This is a genomic window from Mycobacterium sp. NGS29 (genome assembly GCF_059812965.1).
In genome coordinates this window covers 338,724-353,960 of record NZ_JCALDR010000002.1, presented here as the reverse complement: position 1 = coordinate 353,960, position 15,237 = coordinate 338,724, and the positions used below count along the sequence as shown (strand labels likewise).

14 protein-coding genes and 1 pseudogene are annotated in these 15,237 nt (G+C 66.8%); 3 read left to right on the top strand and 12 right to left on the bottom strand.

From position 1 onward, the window contains the following. Nucleotides 1-23: 23 nt before the first annotated feature. The 7 genes and pseudogenes from AC5Y5Z_RS04085 to AC5Y5Z_RS04055 form a co-directional block, all read right to left on the bottom strand. Nucleotides 24-827 carry an SHOCT domain-containing protein gene (locus AC5Y5Z_RS04085; protein ID WP_499923537.1) on the bottom strand — a complete coding sequence of 268 codons (804 nt, stop codon included), beginning with the start codon at nucleotides 825-827 and terminating at the stop codon, nucleotides 24-26. 81 nt (nucleotides 828-908) lie between these two features. Further along, nucleotides 909-1,799, bottom strand: a pseudogene (locus AC5Y5Z_RS04080) (PE family protein); the annotation flags it as partial. 174 nt (nucleotides 1,800-1,973) lie between these two features. Further along, on the bottom strand, nucleotides 1,974-3,164 hold the full coding sequence (gene tuf, locus AC5Y5Z_RS04075; protein ID WP_463825790.1) for an elongation factor Tu: 1,191 nt from the start codon (nucleotides 3,162-3,164) through the stop codon (nucleotides 1,974-1,976). Nucleotides 3,165-3,273: 109 nt separating this feature from the next. Further along, a complete protein-coding gene (gene fusA / locus AC5Y5Z_RS04070) occupies nucleotides 3,274-5,379 on the bottom strand; it encodes an elongation factor G (RefSeq protein WP_463825789.1) in 2,106 nt (701 codons plus the stop codon). Between the two features lie 71 nt (nucleotides 5,380-5,450). Then, nucleotides 5,451-5,921 carry a 30S ribosomal protein S7 gene (rpsG, locus tag AC5Y5Z_RS04065; protein WP_065159461.1) on the bottom strand — a complete coding sequence of 157 codons (471 nt, stop codon included), beginning with the start codon at nucleotides 5,919-5,921 and terminating at the stop codon, nucleotides 5,451-5,453. Further along, nucleotides 5,921-6,295 (bottom strand): 30S ribosomal protein S12, encoded by a 375-nt coding sequence (rpsL, locus tag AC5Y5Z_RS04060; protein WP_055578870.1) that lies wholly within the window; start codon nucleotides 6,293-6,295, stop codon nucleotides 5,921-5,923. Before rpsL ends, rpsG begins: the two co-directional genes overlap by 1 nt. Before the next feature lie 246 nt (nucleotides 6,296-6,541). Further along, nucleotides 6,542-7,192 (bottom strand): TetR/AcrR family transcriptional regulator, encoded by a 651-nt coding sequence (locus AC5Y5Z_RS04055; RefSeq protein WP_463825788.1) that lies wholly within the window; start codon nucleotides 7,190-7,192, stop codon nucleotides 6,542-6,544. 210 nt (nucleotides 7,193-7,402) lie between these two features. On the opposite strand from AC5Y5Z_RS04055, the gene AC5Y5Z_RS04050 reads away from it, so the two are divergent. Then, on the top strand, nucleotides 7,403-7,720 hold the full coding sequence (locus AC5Y5Z_RS04050) for a DUF3060 domain-containing protein (RefSeq protein ID WP_463825984.1): 318 nt from the start codon (nucleotides 7,403-7,405) through the stop codon (nucleotides 7,718-7,720). Nucleotides 7,721-7,754: 34 nt separating this feature from the next. Beyond that, nucleotides 7,755-8,261 carry a DUF3060 domain-containing protein gene (locus AC5Y5Z_RS04045; protein WP_463825787.1) on the top strand — a complete coding sequence of 169 codons (507 nt, stop codon included), beginning with the start codon at nucleotides 7,755-7,757 and terminating at the stop codon, nucleotides 8,259-8,261. 120 nt (nucleotides 8,262-8,381) lie between these two features. Here AC5Y5Z_RS04045 and AC5Y5Z_RS04040 read toward each other — a convergent pair whose 3' ends face one another. The 5 genes from AC5Y5Z_RS04040 to AC5Y5Z_RS04020 are packed head-to-tail and all read right to left on the bottom strand — an operon-like array spanning nucleotide 8,382 to nucleotide 13,268. Beyond that, entirely contained in the window at nucleotides 8,382-9,143 is a 762-nt protein-coding gene (locus AC5Y5Z_RS04040) for a crotonase/enoyl-CoA hydratase family protein (RefSeq protein ID WP_463825786.1), read from the bottom strand. Then, nucleotides 9,140-9,862, bottom strand: a complete 723-nt coding sequence (locus AC5Y5Z_RS04035) for a PaaX family transcriptional regulator C-terminal domain-containing protein (protein WP_463825785.1) — start codon at nucleotides 9,860-9,862, stop codon at nucleotides 9,140-9,142. The genes AC5Y5Z_RS04040 and AC5Y5Z_RS04035 overlap by 4 nt, the downstream gene beginning before the upstream one ends. 4 nt (nucleotides 9,863-9,866) lie before the next feature. Then, nucleotides 9,867-10,805, bottom strand: coding sequence for a crotonase/enoyl-CoA hydratase family protein (locus AC5Y5Z_RS04030; protein ID WP_499923535.1), 939 nt, complete (start codon nucleotides 10,803-10,805; stop codon nucleotides 9,867-9,869). Nucleotides 10,806-10,833: 28 nt separating this feature from the next. Further along, nucleotides 10,834-12,462, bottom strand: coding sequence for an acyl-CoA dehydrogenase family protein (locus tag AC5Y5Z_RS04025; protein WP_499923533.1), 1,629 nt, complete (start codon nucleotides 12,460-12,462; stop codon nucleotides 10,834-10,836). A gap of 50 nt (nucleotides 12,463-12,512) precedes the next feature. Next, a complete protein-coding gene (locus tag AC5Y5Z_RS04020; RefSeq protein WP_463825782.1) occupies nucleotides 12,513-13,268 on the bottom strand; it encodes a deoxyribonuclease IV in 756 nt (251 codons plus the stop codon). Between the two features lie 50 nt (nucleotides 13,269-13,318). On the opposite strand from AC5Y5Z_RS04020, the gene AC5Y5Z_RS04015 reads away from it, so the two are divergent. After that, nucleotides 13,319-15,226 (top strand): neutral ceramidase, encoded by a 1,908-nt coding sequence (locus AC5Y5Z_RS04015; protein WP_499923530.1) that lies wholly within the window; start codon nucleotides 13,319-13,321, stop codon nucleotides 15,224-15,226. Nucleotides 15,227-15,237: the final 11 nt, after the last annotated feature.

The following is a 15,237-nucleotide window of genomic DNA, read 5'->3' as shown; positions in this document are numbered from 1 at the left end:
CGTGTTCTAGTGCGTCCCGCAGATCAGATTTCGGCGATGATCTGAGCCCGGCGAGTGGCGTATTCGTGGTCGTTCAGCACACCGTCGGCCCGCAGCGACTCCAGCTCCTGCAGCCGGTCGGCGATCGAGGCCTGCGGAACCACGAGCTCCGCGGCCGGCGCCGCCTGCTGACCGGCTGCCCGACGCACCACGGCCAGGACCTGCTGGCGCAGCGCCGGATGGGACCGGATATCCACCATGCGGTTGAACGGGAGGTTGTTGGCCTTGAGGATCTGCAGGATCTCCAGCAGCGGGCCGGCCTGTCCGCTGAGGTCGTAGGTCCGGTTGTCTTCCTCGACGGTGAACTGGGCGGGCAGCTGGCCGGTGACCAATGCGCTTCGCTCCCAATCGATTTGGTATTCGTTCGAGCCGGGATCGACCAACACCACGCAGTTACGGGAAGTCAGTATGCCCAGCCGGCCGACGCTGGCTCGCACCCGGTCCTCGCTCTCGAACGGCGCGATGCCGGGCCCCGAGATGTGCAGGCGCACCTTGACCACCGGTTGGTCGTTGATCGAGGTCCCGGTTTCGGTGAGGCCGATGATCTGTGCCAGCGCCAGCACCCCGTGCTGCTCCAGGAACTCCGACCTGGCCTGCGCGTTTGCCCCGTAGTAGGTCAGCGCTATCGCGATCAGCACATCGGCGATCGTGATGAGCAGGCCGACGTAGAACATCCAGGACATCCACTGGCCCAGCCCGGCGGCAAAGTAGACGACCAGGAAGATCGGCCCCACCAGACCACCGCACAACAGCACCAGCAGTTGCATCTTGATATACCGCGCCAGCATGTGACCGCCCTTTGAGACGCCGGAAAGTTGCTGCCACAGTAACGCCCGCGGTCCGGCTACCGATCACAAGAAGAATCTGTTACCGCCCGGCGAATTGACACCGGTGGTGATCCCTGGCCCACCGTTGCCGCCGTCGACGCCAAGCAGGAACCCGCGGTGACCGCCCGCTCCGCCGACGCCACCCAGGGCACCGAATTCCAAATACCCCAAGCTCGATCCGCCTGATCCACCGGGGCCACCTGTTCCGCCGTCGCCGAATATCCACGCCGACCCACCCGCGCCGCCGGCGCCACCAGCGGAGGCATATATGCCTGTGAAGGCACCGAATTGGTACTGCGCACTGGCCCCGGTGCCACCCCGTCCGCCGGCACCGCCGTCGCCGTACAACAGACCACCACGCCCACCCGCTCCTCCGTTCGTACCGGCGCTATACCCGGTGCCGTCCGGCCGGAAGGCGCCGTTGTATCCGGCACCGCCGGCACCACCATTACCGAGCAGGCCCGCCGAGCCGCCTCGTCCGCCGGCCATTCCGATGGCATTGCTTGCGCCGCCGGCGCCGCCGTTGCCCCACAGGATCCCGCCGTCCTCGCCGGCCAGTCCGGGTGCCCCTGCTCGCCCGTCACCGATCAGCGGGCGGCCCAGCAGCAGTCGGGTGGGGGTGTTGATCGCGTCGAGCAGTTGCTGTTGCACGTTGGCAGCTTCGGCCGCGGCGTACTGCGCAGCGCCACCGTTGAGCAGTTCGACGAACTGGTCATGAAAGAGCGCCGCTTGTTCGCTCACCACCTGATAGGCCTGCGCATGCGCATTGAACAACGACGCGACCGCGGCCGACACCTCGTCGGCTCCAGCGGACAGCACCGCCTGGGTCGGCAGTGCGGTGGCGGCGTTCGCAGCACCGAGGGTAACGCCGATCCTGGCCAGATCCGCCGCGGCGGCGGATACACAATCGGTTGTGGCAGTAACGAACGACATTCGACCCTCCTGACTCGGACCCGGTGTGAGCTGAGCCTACGGACGGGCGCTGCCATGCGCTTGCGTAGTCGACTACCCCAAAAAGGCAGCAGACGCAAACGCCCCCGAAAACCTTCGCTTTCGGGGGCATTTGCGTCTGGCGGCCGGGCGTGGCCCGGGCAACGCTGTCAGAAATTACTTGATGATGTTGGTGACCCGGCCGGCGCCGACGGTGCGGCCACCTTCCCGGATCGCGAACCGCAGGCCCTCGTCCATGGCGACGGGCTGGATCAGCTTCACCGAGATGTTGGTGTTGTCACCGGGCATCACCATTTCGGTGCCCTCCGGCAGCGTCACCACACCGGTCACGTCGGTGGTGCGGAAGTAGAACTGCGGACGGTAGTTGTTGAAGAACGGCGTGTGCCGGCCGCCCTCGTCCTTGGACAGGATGTAGACCTGGCCCTCGAACTCGGTGTGCGGCGTGGTGGTGCCGGGCTTGATGACGACCTGGCCGCGCTCGACGTCTTCACGCTTGACACCACGCAGCAGCAGACCGACGTTGTCACCGGCCTGGCCCTGGTCGAGCAGCTTGCGGAACATCTCCACACCGGTGACCGTGGTCTTGGTGCTGGTCGGCTTGATGCCGACGATCTCGACTTCCTCGTTCACGTTGACCACACCGCGCTCCACACGACCGGTGACCACGGTGCCGCGGCCGGTGATGGTGAAGACGTCCTCGACGGGCATCAGGAACGGCTTGTCGGTGTCGCGGACCGGGTCCGGGATGGACTCGTCGACCGCGTCCATCAGCTGCTCGACGGACTCGACCCACTTCGCGTCGCCCTCGAGCGCCTTGAGCGCCGAAACCCGCACGACCGGAGCCTCCTCGTCGAACTCCTGGGCGGCCAGCAACTCGCGGACCTCCAGCTCGACGAGCTCGAGCAGCTCCTCGTCGTCCACCGCGTCGGACTTGTTCAGGGCGACCAGGATGTAGGGCACACCCACCTGGCGGGCGAGCAGCACGTGCTCACGGGTCTGCGGCATCGGGCCGTCGGTCGCCGCGACCACCAGGATTGCGCCGTCCATCTGGGCGGCACCGGTGATCATGTTCTTGATGTAGTCGGCGTGGCCGGGGGCGTCGACGTGCGCGTAGTGACGCTTCTCGGTCTGGTACTCGACGTGCGCAATGTTGATCGTGATACCGCGCTGACGCTCCTCGGGGGCGTTGTCGATCTGGTCGAACGCCTTCGACTCGTTCAGGTCGGGGTACTTGTCGTGCAGGACCTTGGTGATAGCCGCGGTCAGGGTGGTCTTGCCGTGGTCAACGTGACCGATGGTCCCGATGTTGACGTGCGGCTTGGTCCGCTGGAACTTCGCCTTCGCCACTTCTGTGTCCTCCTGGACTGTTGGTGCTTAAAAAAGCAGTGTTGATTTTTCTGGTTTTGTTCTTGCCGCGGTGCTAACCGCGTCAGCCTACTCGCAGGCTTCTCCGGGCCTACTCCCCCGTCGCCTTCGCGATTATTTCCTTCGACACGTTCGCCGGCACTTCGGCGTACGAGTCGAACACCATGGAGTAGTTCGCCCGGCCTTGCGTCTTGGACCGCAGGTCGCCGACGTAGCCGAACATCTCCGACAGCGGCACGTGCGCCCTCACGACGCGCGCACCGGCCCGCTCCTCCATGGCCTGAATCTGACCACGGCGGGAGTTCAGGTCGCCGATCACATCACCCATGTAGTCCTCGGGGGTGGTGACCTCGACGGCCATGATCGGTTCCAGGATCACCGGCTGGGCTTGCGCCGCAGCCTTTTTCAGCACCTGCGAACCGGCGATCTTGAACGCCATCTCCGACGAGTCGACCTCGTGGAAGGCGCCGTCGAGCAGGGTGACCTTCAAGTTCACCAGCGGGTAGCCGGCCAGCACGCCGTACTGCATCGCGTCCTGGGCGCCGGCGTCCACCGACGGGATGTATTCCCGTGGGATGCGCCCACCGGTGACCTTGCTCTCGAACTCGTAGGTCGCGCCGTCCTCGCTGGTGAAGGGCTCGAGGGAAATGAGCACCTTGGCGAACTGGCCCGAGCCGCCGGTCTGCTTCTTGTGGGTGAACTCGACCTTCTCCACGGTCCGCTTGATGGTCTCCTTGTAGGCCACCTGCGGCTTGCCGACGTTCGCCTCGACCTTGAACTCGCGGCGCATCCGGTCCACCAGGATGTCCAGGTGCAGCTCGCCCATGCCGCCGATCACGGTCTGGCCCGTCTCGGCGTCCTGGTGCACCTTGAAGGTGGGGTCCTCTTCGGCGAGCTTCTGGATCGACAGGCTCAACTTCTCCTGGTCGCTCTTGGTCTTGGGCTCGATAGCCACCTCGATCACCGGATCGGGGAAGGTCATCGACTCCAGCACGATCTGGTTGTTCGGGTCGCTCAGGGTGTCACCGGTGGTGGTGTCCTTCAGGCCGATCACCGCGTAGATGTGACCCGCCGACGCGGTCTCCACCGGGTTCTCCTTATTGGAGTGCATCTGGAACAGCTTGCCCAGCCGCTCCTTCTTGCCCTTGGTGGCGTTGATGACCTGGCTGCCGGAGTCGACCTTGCCCGAGTACACCCGGACGTAGGTGAGCTTGCCGAAGAACGGGTGCGAGGCGACCTTGAACGCCAGCGCCGAGAACGGCTCGTCCGTCGACGGCTTGCGCACGATCTCCTCGTCCTCTTTGCCCGGCGGGTGGCCGATCGCCGGCGGCACGTCGAGCGGGGAGGGCAGGTAATCGATAACGGCATCAAGCATGGGCTGCACGCCCTTGTTCTTGAACGCGCTACCGCACAGCACCAGGTACGCCTCGGAGTTGATGGTGAGCTTGCGCAGCGCACCCTTGATCTCCGCGGTCGACAGCTCCTCGCCGCCGAGGTACTTCTCCAGCAGCGTCTCGTCGGTCTCGGCGACCGCCTCGATCAGCTTGGTGCGGTATTCGTCGGCCCTCTCCTGAAGGTCGCCGGGGATGTCGACAGTCTCGTAGGTCTCACCGAGCTTGGTCTCGCCGCGCCACACCTTGGCCTTCATCTCGACCAGGTCGACGACGCCTTCGAAGTCGCCTTCGGACCCGACGGGCAACTGGATCGGGATGACGTTGGCGCCCAGGCGCTCTTCCATCGTCCGGACCGAGAAGTAGAAGTCGGCGCCGATCTTGTCCATCTTGTTGACGAAGCAGATCCGCGGCACGTCGTACTTGTCGGCCTGCCGCCACACCTGCTCGGATTGCGGCTCGACACCCTCTTTGCCGTCGAAAACGGCCACGGCACCGTCGAGAACACGGAGGGAACGCTCCACCTCGACGGTGAAGTCGACGTGGCCCGGGGTGTCGATGATGTTGATCTGGTTGTCGTTCCAGAAGCAGGTGGTCGCTGCGGACGTGATGGTGATGCCGCGCTCCTGTTCCTGCTCCATCCAGTCCATGGTTGCGGCGCCGTCGTGCACCTCACCGATCTTGTAGCTGATACCGGTGTAGTAGAGGATGCGCTCGGTCGTCGTCGTCTTGCCGGCGTCGATGTGCGCCATGATGCCGATATTGCGGACCTTCGTCAGGTCGGTCAGCACGTCCTTCTGTGCCACAGAAGTCTTCCCACTCTTTCGTTGCTCAGTAAATCGCTATCGGTTGCACCCAGCGTGTCCGCTGGCGGCTGTCACCAGCGATAGTGCGCGAAGGCGCGGTTCGCCTCGGCCATCTTGTGGGTGTCCTCACGCCGCTTGACGGCGGCCCCGAGGCCGTTGGAGGCGTCCAGGATCTCGTTGGCCAGCCGCTCGATCATGGTCTTCTCCCGGCGCTGCCGCGAGAAGCTCACCAGCCAGCGCAGCGCCAGCGTGGTGGACCGGTCCGGACGCACCTCGACCGGCACCTGGTAGGTGGCACCACCGACGCGGCGGCTACGAACCTCCAGGGCCGGCTTGACGTTGTCTAGTGCCCGCTTGAGGGTGATGACCGGATCGGTGCCGGTCTTGTCGCGCGCCTGCTCGAGCGCCGCATACACGATGCGCTCGGCCAGCGACTTCTTTCCCTGCATCAGCACCTTGTTCACCAACTGGGTGACCAGCTGCGACCCGTATACCGGGTCGTTGACCAGTGGGCGCTTGGGTGCGGGGCCCTTGCGCGGCATCAGCTCTTCTCCTTCTTGGCGCCGTAGCGGCTGCGCGCCTGCTTACGGTTCTTCACGCCCTGAGTGTCCAGCGACCCCCGGATGATCTTGTAGCGAACACCGGGCAGGTCCTTCACACGTCCACCACGCACCAGCACCATCGAGTGCTCCTGCAGGTTGTGGCCTTCGCCGGGGATGTAGGCAGTGACCTCGACCTGACTCGTCAGCTTCACACGCGCCACCTTGCGAAGCGCCGAGTTCGGCTTCTTCGGGGTGGTGGTGTAGACACGCGTGCACACGCCGCGGCGCTGCGGGCTGCCCTTCAGGGCCGCGGTCTTGACCTTGGCGACCTTGTCACGGCGACCCTTGCGGACCAGCTGATTAATGGTTGGCATCTACCGGCTTTCTCTGTTCTCGTTCACGTCAAGTCTCTGTACTGCAGTTATGCCCTCGAAGGGGACCTCGCGCTCCCCCCGCGTGCGGGCGTGTCGCATACGGCCGAGCACCGGAAGCACTCCGATGCTGCGCGGACATGCGAATTAGCCCGGCATTCGTTCCCTTACGTCAGGCGCCGTAAGTCGCCAGGCACGAGCCACCACATTACCCGCCAGCGGTCTGGCAGGTCAAAGCGACGGCGACGGCTAACGGGTCAGGCGGCGATCCCCGGAATGGGGGGTGCGCGAGTCCATGCCGGCCGCCAGCCGCAGCACCATGTCAGTGAACACGGCGTCGGTGTCGATGTCGTCCATCACCCCGGTCATCTCCAACAGCACGAAGCCGTGCATCGCCGACCAGAATTCCAGCGCCGCATAGAACGCCTCGTCGCCCTCCAAACCGTAGGAAGCCAACACCGCGATCACCGGCCCGGCCGCATTCTTCGTCGCGGCGGAATATTCGGGGTCGTCCCCGCCGAAGGGCATCCGGGTGAACGCCGAGTACCGCCCCGGGTGGTGGTGGGCGTAGCTGCGATAGGCGCCCGCCATGACCAGAACGGCATCATCGCGGGCGCGCCCCTCGCCGACCCGATTCAGCATGGTGATGATGTCGTCGACGACCCGGATGCGCACCGCGCGGCGCAGATCCTCCAGGCTGTCCACGTGGTTGTACAACGATGGACCCTTGGTCCCGAGCTGGGTCGCCAGCGCGTTGATGGTCAGGGAATCCCAGCCCTCCCGGTCCAGGAACGTCAGGGCGCCTTCGACGATGCCGTCGCGGCTGAGCTTTGCTTGGCGGGCCCCGGTTCTCCCACCGCGAGCGCGCCCACCGGACGGCGGATCGGGCTGAGCTGCCATGGCGAATTCGCCCTTCGATCGGAGCTACCGGTGTGGGTCAACTAATGACTCTAGTTGACCGGGCCGCCCAACCCCCGCTGCACAGCAGTTGGGTCTGTCGTCCGAGCGGCCGCTGCCCGTAGGCTCAGACCCACATCTCCCACCCGACGAAGGGGGGCCGCAGTGAAATGGACAGCCGCCGGCGCAGCGCTGGCATGTTGCGTCACCACCATGGCCGTGACCGCCCCGGCGGCGCAGGCCAAGAACGGCGACACCCACATCACCGGGCAGGGCGTGGAGACCACGATTGACTGCAACGATTCCACGCTCATCGTCAACGGGACGTCGAACATCGTCACCGCCAAGGGCACTTGCTGGGCGGTGACGATGATGGGGACGTCCAACACGGTCATCGCCGACACCGTCATCAATGACATCACCGTGTACGGCTACGACGGGACGGTGCTGTATCACAACGGAGATCCGGTCATCTGGGACCGCGGCCGCGAGCTGGGCATGGTCAACCGAATTCAGCGGGTCGGTCCCTGACCGGGGACCTCAACATGGAGGGTATCGAGTAACTATGCGCGCCAATACATTTGGTAACTCCTCTCGAGCTTCACGGGCGGCCGCTGCGGTAGGCGCGCTGGCCATCGTGGCCGCCGGCGGGCTGGTCGCGTGCAGTTCGACCGCCAGCCCACCGGGGGGCAGTACGGCGTCGTCGTCCTCGAGCAAGTCCTCGTCGAGCTCGTCGGGCAGCGGTACCGCGGAGAGCACCAGCGACGAGAACCCCACCCTGAGCACGACGGTCGAGGTGGGTGACACGGTCGTCTACGCCTACATGGGGCAGACCGCCACCATTTCGTGCGAGCAGGGCAAGTCGTTGAACGTGACGGGTTCGGACAACACTCTGACCGTCAACGGCAGCTGCGAGACCGTGAGCGTCGGTGGCACCAAGAACAAGATCACCATCGACACGGTCAACACCCGCATCACGGTGCTGGGGATGGACAACACCGTCACCTACAAGAACGGTGATCCGAAGGTGAACAAGATCGGCCCCAACAACACAGTGACCAAGGGCGGCTGACCTACGCCGAACACCGCGGGCTGCTGCAGGTCGTCGCGGCGCATGCGGAACTGGAACCGGTACGTCGGGCGTCGACCCCGGCTGGGAGAGCGCCGGCGACCGGTCCCCCCTCCTCCGACGCTAGGCGCGGGCTCCGTGCCGGCCCGCACCGGCAGCGAAACGTGCTGCGCCGTCCAATGTTTCAGCCGCCACCCGCGACATGCTGCCGAACTCGACATCCATCGCCGCGGCCTCTGTCATGCCCCACTGACCCAGCGCCGACATCCGGTCCGCCCGCAGGCACTGCTGCGGCAGCGCCGCCAGCTCGGCAGCGAGTTCCTCGGCGCGTTGCCGCGCTTGGCCGGTGGGGACGACGCGGTTGGCCAGCCCGATCGCGTGAGCCTCCTCGGCGTCGACGGCGCGGCCGGTCAGGATCAGATCCATCGCGCGGCTGTGGCCGATCAGCCTGGGCAACCGCACCGTCCCGCCGTCGATCAGCGGGACACCCCACCGCCGGCAGAACACCCCGAACACCGCGTCCTCTTCGACCACCCGCAGGTCGCACCACAGCGCCAACTCCAGGCCGCCCGCCACCGCGAATCCGCTGACCGCGGCGATCACCGGCTTGGACAGCACCATCCGGCTCGGACCCATCGGGCCGGGTCCGGTGCGATGCACCGGGTTCGACTCGGGTGTGCCGATCGCCTTGAGATCGGCACCGGCACAGAAGGTTCCGTTGTCGCCCCAGAGCACCGCGACCGACGCCGTCTCATCTTTGTCGAAGTCGTCGAACGCGGCGTGCAGCTCCAGCGCCGTCGGGCCGTCGACGGCATTACGGGCGTGCGGCCGGTTCATGATCACCGTCGTCACCGGCCCGCTCTTCTCCACTCGCACACCGCTCATCGTCGGGCCTCCGTCAATTCGACACCGTCGCGCCGCGCGACCAGTTCGGCGGCGAAGTCCTGGTAGGAGTGGCGCAGCGCGGCGCCCGGCCAGTCGGCGGGCAGCAGCGCGTCGGGCAGCACCGGGTCGGTCAGCAGGTGGCGCACCACCGCGGCGGCCACGGTGAACCGGGTCGGGATGTCAGCGGCTGCCATGCCGTCCAGCAGCTCGCGGCCCCGCACCGCCCACCCTGACAGGTCCCACAGCTTTGCGGCCAACCCGGGCGGGTCGGCGTCGCGGGCCGTCAGCATCCGCACCCGCTCGACCACCTCCGGGCCCAGGTCGACCACGACGTTGTCCGGACGCATCCAGACCCCCTCCCGCAACTCGCCGAAACGCTTGTCCTGCAGAGTGTTCCGCAGCGAGGCACGGGTGGGCGCGTCGGTTCCGACGCTGGTGACCACCAGCATGGCCCAGCTGCCGTCCCAGTCCCGCCGGCGCGGATTGATGGCATCGTCCTGGCGGCGCTGGCGGGCGAGCAGCCGATCCGAGAGCCGGTAGCCGTCGGCGGACCGGATCAGGTCGCCGGCGCTGACCATGCGGGTCAGGGCCACCCGCAGTGTGGATTCCTTGATACCGAAATCTGCTGTCAGCCGGATCAATTCGCCGGCATTCGCCCAAGCCGGGTGGGCACCCAGCAGCACGCTGAGCACTACCGACCGGGCGGTCATCCTGCGCATGTCGTCAAACCTGGGAGGCGCGCCGGCCGTAGTCGCCGAACGGCTCGTCGCGATGTTTGACCGCCTCGCGGAAACCGTGCTCGACCGCGTCTGCCACGAAGGCATGCCCCTCGGGTGTGTGCCGGGCGACGCCGTCGAAGACGGTACTCACCATCCTGCTGGTGGCCACACCCTGCTGCAGCAGCGGCGCATTCAACGCGAGCTTGATCATGATCAACTGATTGACCGGCAATGCGGCGATGCGGGCCAGCAGGCGCTCGGTGCGCTCGTCGAGATCCTCGGGTGCGGGCGCCTCGACCGCCAGACCCCACTCGGCGGCCTGCGTGCCGGTGATGCAGTCGCCGGTGAACAGTAGGCGTTTGGCGCGCTGGTCCCCCAGTCGGTGCGCCCACAGTCCCGCGGCCGGCACTCCCCAGACCCGGGTCGGCGGGTAGCCGATCTTGGCGTCGGCGGCTGCGATCACCTGGTCGGCGTGCAGCGCGATGTCGGTGCCACCGGCCACGCAGTAACCGTGGATCTTGACCACCGTGGGCTTGTCGGCGTGCATCAGGCTGGCGAAGCCGCGCACGAAGCGGCTCATCATCTGGTAGTCGATCATCGGGTCCCAGGGCTGATTGGGCAGGTGATTGATGCCCTGGGTCTTACCGTCCAGCACGGTGCCGTCATACGCGCCGGTGCCGCCCGCCGAGCCGGTCCGGTCCGCGTAGGCGGACAGGTCGAAGCCGGCGCAGAATCCCTCACCGCGCCCGGACACCAGGATCACGTGCACGTCCGGGTCCAGGTCGGCACGTTCCACGCACGCGGAGAGTTCCAGCGGAGTGTCGGCGATGATCGCGTTGCCCTTTTCCGGGCGGTCGAAGGTAATGCGGGCGATACGGCCGGTGACCTCGTAGGTCATCGTCTTGAGGTGGTCGAAGTCGACCGGCCTGATCGCGTGGGTCATGTGCGTCGCTCCCCGGCGTCGACGCGCGTCACCCCTTCACCAGCGCACGCTCGATGATGGGCGCCAGGTCCAGCCCGGTTGGCATGGTGCCGAAAGCGCCACCCCATTGACCGCCGAGCCGGGTGGCCAGAAAGGCCTCGGCGACGGCGGGGTGTCCGTGGCGCACCAGCAGCGAACCCTGCAGCGCCAGGCAGATGTCCTCGGCGACCTTGCGGGCCCGGTACTGGATCGTGTCCAGGTCGCCCAGTTGCCGGCGTAACCGCTCGACGTGCGCGTCCTGCCGCGGGTCCTGGCCGGCCGTACCGGCCAGTTCGTCGAACAGCACCTCGACAGATTCGGGCCGAGTTGCCATGGCGCGCAACGTATCCAGCGCACTGACGTTGCCCGAGCCCTCCCAGATGCCCATCAGCGGGGCTTCCCGGTACAACCGGGGCATGCCGGAGTCCTCGACATAACCGTTGCCGCCCAGGCATTCCAGCGCCTCGGCAGCGTGCGGCGTGGACCGTTTGCACACCCAGTACTTGCTGGCCGCCAGCCCGATGCGGCGCAGCAGCGCCTCACGCTGATCGCCGTGGACCGCCTTGTCGGTGGCACCGGCCATCCGCATCGCCACCATGGTGGCGGCTTCGGCTTCCACCGCGAGATCGGCCAGCACGTTGCGCATCAACGGCTGGTCAATCAGGTAGGCGCCGAATGCTTTTCGGTGTTGTGCATGATAGATGGCACGGGTCAACCCGGTGCGCATGCTGGTGGCGCTGCCCAGCGTGCAGTCCAACCGGGTGAGGTTGACCATCTCGATGATGGTCGGCACGCCGCGGCCCTCCTCGCCCACCAGCCAGGCGGTGGCGCCGTCATATTCGACCTCACTGGAGGCGTTCGCGTGGTTGCCGAGCTTGTCCTTGAGCCGTTGCAACAACATTCGGTTGCGGCTGCCGTCGGGCAGGATGCGCGGCAGCAGGAAACACGACAACCCACCCGGCGCCTGGGCGAGCACCAGGAAGATGTCGCACATCGGCGCCGAGGTGAACCACTTGTGACCGCGCAGGCGGTAGGTGCCGGAGCCGGTAGGAACGGCTTCGGTGGTACCGGCCCGCACGTCGGAACCACCCTGCTTCTCGGTCATCGACATCCCCGCGGTGACACCGGCTTTCGCCGTCACCGGTTTCAGTTCCGGGTCATAGACGCGGCTGGTCAGCAACGGTTCGTAGACGGCGGCCAGGCCCGGATTGAAGCGCAGCGCCGGCACCACCGCGTAGGTCATCGAGATCGGGCAGACGTGGCCGGGTTCGACGTTCCACACCGCCATCTTGGCCGCGCGCACCACGTGGGCGCCGGGCCGGCCGTCGGCCCAGGGGGCGCCGTGCAGACCGTGCGCGATCGCGGTGCGCATCAGCTCGTGGTAGGCGGGGTCGTACTCCACCTCGTCGACGCGGTGTCCCACCCGGTCATGGGTACGCAGGATGGGCCGGTTGCGGTCGGCCAGCTCACCCCAGCGCTGCGCCTCCGGGCTGCCTGCAATCGCCCCCAGTTCGTTCACCTCGTCCAGGCCCCACTGCCCCAGTTCGCGGATCAGGGCTTCGGTCAGGACCGGCGAGGATGCGGGGTTGTAGTTCTCCAGGGGCGGGACCTGATTGGTCACGACGTGCGTATCGGGCATGACCGCAATATTACAGTTTCCTGACAACCGCACAAGACTTGTAATGCGGGTCAGTCACCGATCCGGTCCCGCAGAAAGGCGATGTCGTCCTTGCGGCCCTCCTCGGCCGTCTCGCAGATCACCGGCGCATCCGCGGCCCGGACGACGGCGACGAGCAACTCCGGGTCGATCTGGCCCATGCCGAAGTTGGCATGCCGGTCGGCTCCGGAACCGGCCGCGTCCCGGGAGTCGTTGCAGTGCACCAGGTCGATGCGACCGGTCAGTGCCTTGATCCGCTGGACCGAGTCGACCAGCGCCTCGCCTGCGGCCCACGCATGGCAGGTGTCCAGGCAGAAGCCGATCCCGCTGTCGCCGATGCGGTCCCACAACCGGCCGATGGTGTCGAAGTGACGGGCCATCGCGTGGTCACCGCCCGCGGTGTTCTCCAACAGCACCTGAACGTCGGTTTCCAAGTAGTCGAGCGCCTTGGCCCAACGTTCGAAGCCGGCCGCCATGTCGTCGTCGTCCGCGTGCCCGCCGTGCACGATCACCGCCGTCGCGTTGATCGCCGCCGCGGCGTCGCAGGTGTCCTGCAGGATCTTGCGCGACGGGATCCGGATGCGGTTGTTGGCAGATGCCACGTTGATCAGATACGGCGCGTGCACATAGAGCGGAATGCCGGCCGCTTTCAACGTGTCGGCGTCCGCACGGGGCCTGGGCTTCTTCCAACTCTGCGGGTTCCCGAGGAAGAACTGGACCACGTCGGCGCCGTCTGCAGCGGCCGCAGCCAGGGGATCGTCCTGGTGGACATGTGAACCGATAAGCACTTGGCCAGTTTAGTGAGTTGCGGCAGGCCCGGCGCTTAAGGTGTGAATCCGTGGGCCTTTCAGTCGGACTGGGCATCGCCGACATCACCGGCGAGGCGGCCGACTGCGGCATGCTCGGCTACGGCAAAGTCGAACAGCGCACCGCAGGCATCCACCTGCGACTGCGATCGCGCGCATTCGTCTTCGACGACGGCGGCGCCCGCGTCTTGCTCGTCGTGGCCGAACTGCCGTTGCCGATGCAGAACGTGACCGACGAGGTGCTGCGCCGCCTGGCCAAGTCCTACGGCGACACCTACTGCGCCCAGAACACCGTCATCACCGCCACCCACACCCACGCCGGCCCCGGCGGATACTGCGGGCACCTGCTGTACAACCTGTCCACCAGGGGGTTTCGGCCCGCGACGTTCGGCGCGATCGTCGACGGCATCGTCGAATCGGTCCGGTACGCCCACGACGACCTGGCACCTGCCGAGGTGATGCTGTCCCACGGCGAGTTGCACGACGCCAGCCGGAATCGTTCGCCGTCGGCCTTCGACCGTAACCCGTTGGCGGACAGAGCCTTTTACCCCGACCGAATCGACCCTCTGACCACCCTGGTGCGTATCGACCGCGGCACCGGCCCGGTGGGCGCCATCCACTTCTTCGCCACCCATGGCACCAGCATGACCAACCGCAACCTGCTGATCTCCGGGGACAACAAGGGTTTCGCCGCCTACCACTGGGAGCGCGTCCGGTGCGGTGCGGACTACCTGGCCGGACAGCCCGGCTTCATCTCCGCATTCGCCCAGACCAACCCCGGTGACATGAGCCCCCACGTGGCGGGACCCATCGGATACGGGCCGGGCACCGCCGACGCGGAGCGGGACCAGACCCGACAGATCGGGCTGGCCCAATTCGCCGATGCCGTAGCACAATTGGACACCGGGACGCCGATCGGGACCGGGGTCGAATCGCGGTTCACCTACCTCGACCTCAGTGCCGTGCGGGTGCGCGGGGAATACACGCCGGACGGTCGCGAACACCGTACCGGGCGGCCGGTGATCGCCGCCTCGATGTTCGCCGGCACGGACGAGGGCGAAGGCTTCCGCGGCTTCCGTCAGGGGCAAAACCCGTTCTGGGACAGCATTTCCCGAATCTTCTACCGGGTTGTCGGGCCGGCCCGTTCGGTGCAGAAACCCAAGGGCCTGGTGGTGCCGGTGCGGTTGCTGAACCGGTTGCAACCGTTCATCCAGGAAGTGGTGCCCGTCCACCTGGTACGGATCGGCCGGCTGTATCTGCTCTGCATTCCGGGTGAACCGACCATCGTCGCGGGACTGCGGTTGCGCCGTACCGTGTCCGCGATCGTCGGCGCCGAGCTCAATGACGTGCTGTGCGTGGGTTATTCGAATGCGTACATCCACTACGTGACCACCCCGGAGGAGTATCTCGAACAGCGATACGAGGGCGGCAGCACCCTGTTCGGGCGGTGGGAGCTGCCGGCGTTGATGCAGTCCGCCGCCGGACTCGCCGAGGCGATGCGGGACGGCCGGCCGGTGCCACCCGCACCCGGGCCGCCGGCCCACCGGCCGCGCAGTTGGCTGCGCAGCCCGCCCGCCGACCGCGGCTCGTTCGGTGCGGTCCTGGCCGGGCCGGGCGGCCCGCACCGCCGTGGCGAGGCGGTGGAAGCGACGTTCGTCAGCGCGTACCCGAACAACGATCTGCACCGCACCCGGACTTTCCTCGAAGTGGTGCGCGTCGAAGGAGATCGGTGGGTGCGGGTCGCCGACGACGGCGACTGGTCGACCACCTTTCGGTGGCAGCGCGAGGGTCGGGCCGGGTCGCGGGTGCACATCCGCTGGGACATCCCCGGCGATGCGGTACCCGGGCAGTACCGCATCGTGCACCACTACACCACCCGGGACACCCGCGGCCGGCTCGAACCATTCGTCACCTCGACGCAGGAGTTCACCGTCGCCTGAGGTTGGCGAGC

Coding starts and splice junctions, on each gene's coding strand:
- AC5Y5Z_RS04030 (WP_499923535.1), bottom strand. CDS start 10,805: ATGACCCACGCGATCAGGCCGGTCGACTTCGACCACCTCAAGACGATG.
- AC5Y5Z_RS04035 (WP_463825785.1), bottom strand. CDS start 9,862: ATGCGCAGGATGACCGCCCGGTCGGTAGTGCTCAGCGTGCTGCTGGGT.
- rpsL (WP_055578870.1), bottom strand. CDS start 6,295: ATGCCAACCATTAATCAGCTGGTCCGCAAGGGTCGCCGTGACAAGGTC.
- AC5Y5Z_RS04040 (WP_463825786.1), bottom strand. CDS start 9,143: ATGAGCGGTGTGCGAGTGGAGAAGAGCGGGCCGGTGACGACGGTGATC.
- AC5Y5Z_RS04025 (WP_499923533.1), bottom strand. CDS start 12,462: ATGCCCGATACGCACGTCGTGACCAATCAGGTCCCGCCCCTGGAGAAC.
- AC5Y5Z_RS04050 (WP_463825984.1), top strand. CDS start 7,403: ATGGCCGTGACCGCCCCGGCGGCGCAGGCCAAGAACGGCGACACCCAC.
- AC5Y5Z_RS04045 (WP_463825787.1), top strand. CDS start 7,755: ATGCGCGCCAATACATTTGGTAACTCCTCTCGAGCTTCACGGGCGGCC.
- rpsG (WP_065159461.1), bottom strand. CDS start 5,921: ATGCCGCGCAAGGGCCCCGCACCCAAGCGCCCACTGGTCAACGACCCG.
- AC5Y5Z_RS04055 (WP_463825788.1), bottom strand. CDS start 7,192: ATGGCAGCTCAGCCCGATCCGCCGTCCGGTGGGCGCGCTCGCGGTGGG.
- AC5Y5Z_RS04085 (WP_499923537.1), bottom strand. CDS start 827: ATGCTGGCGCGGTATATCAAGATGCAACTGCTGGTGCTGTTGTGCGGT.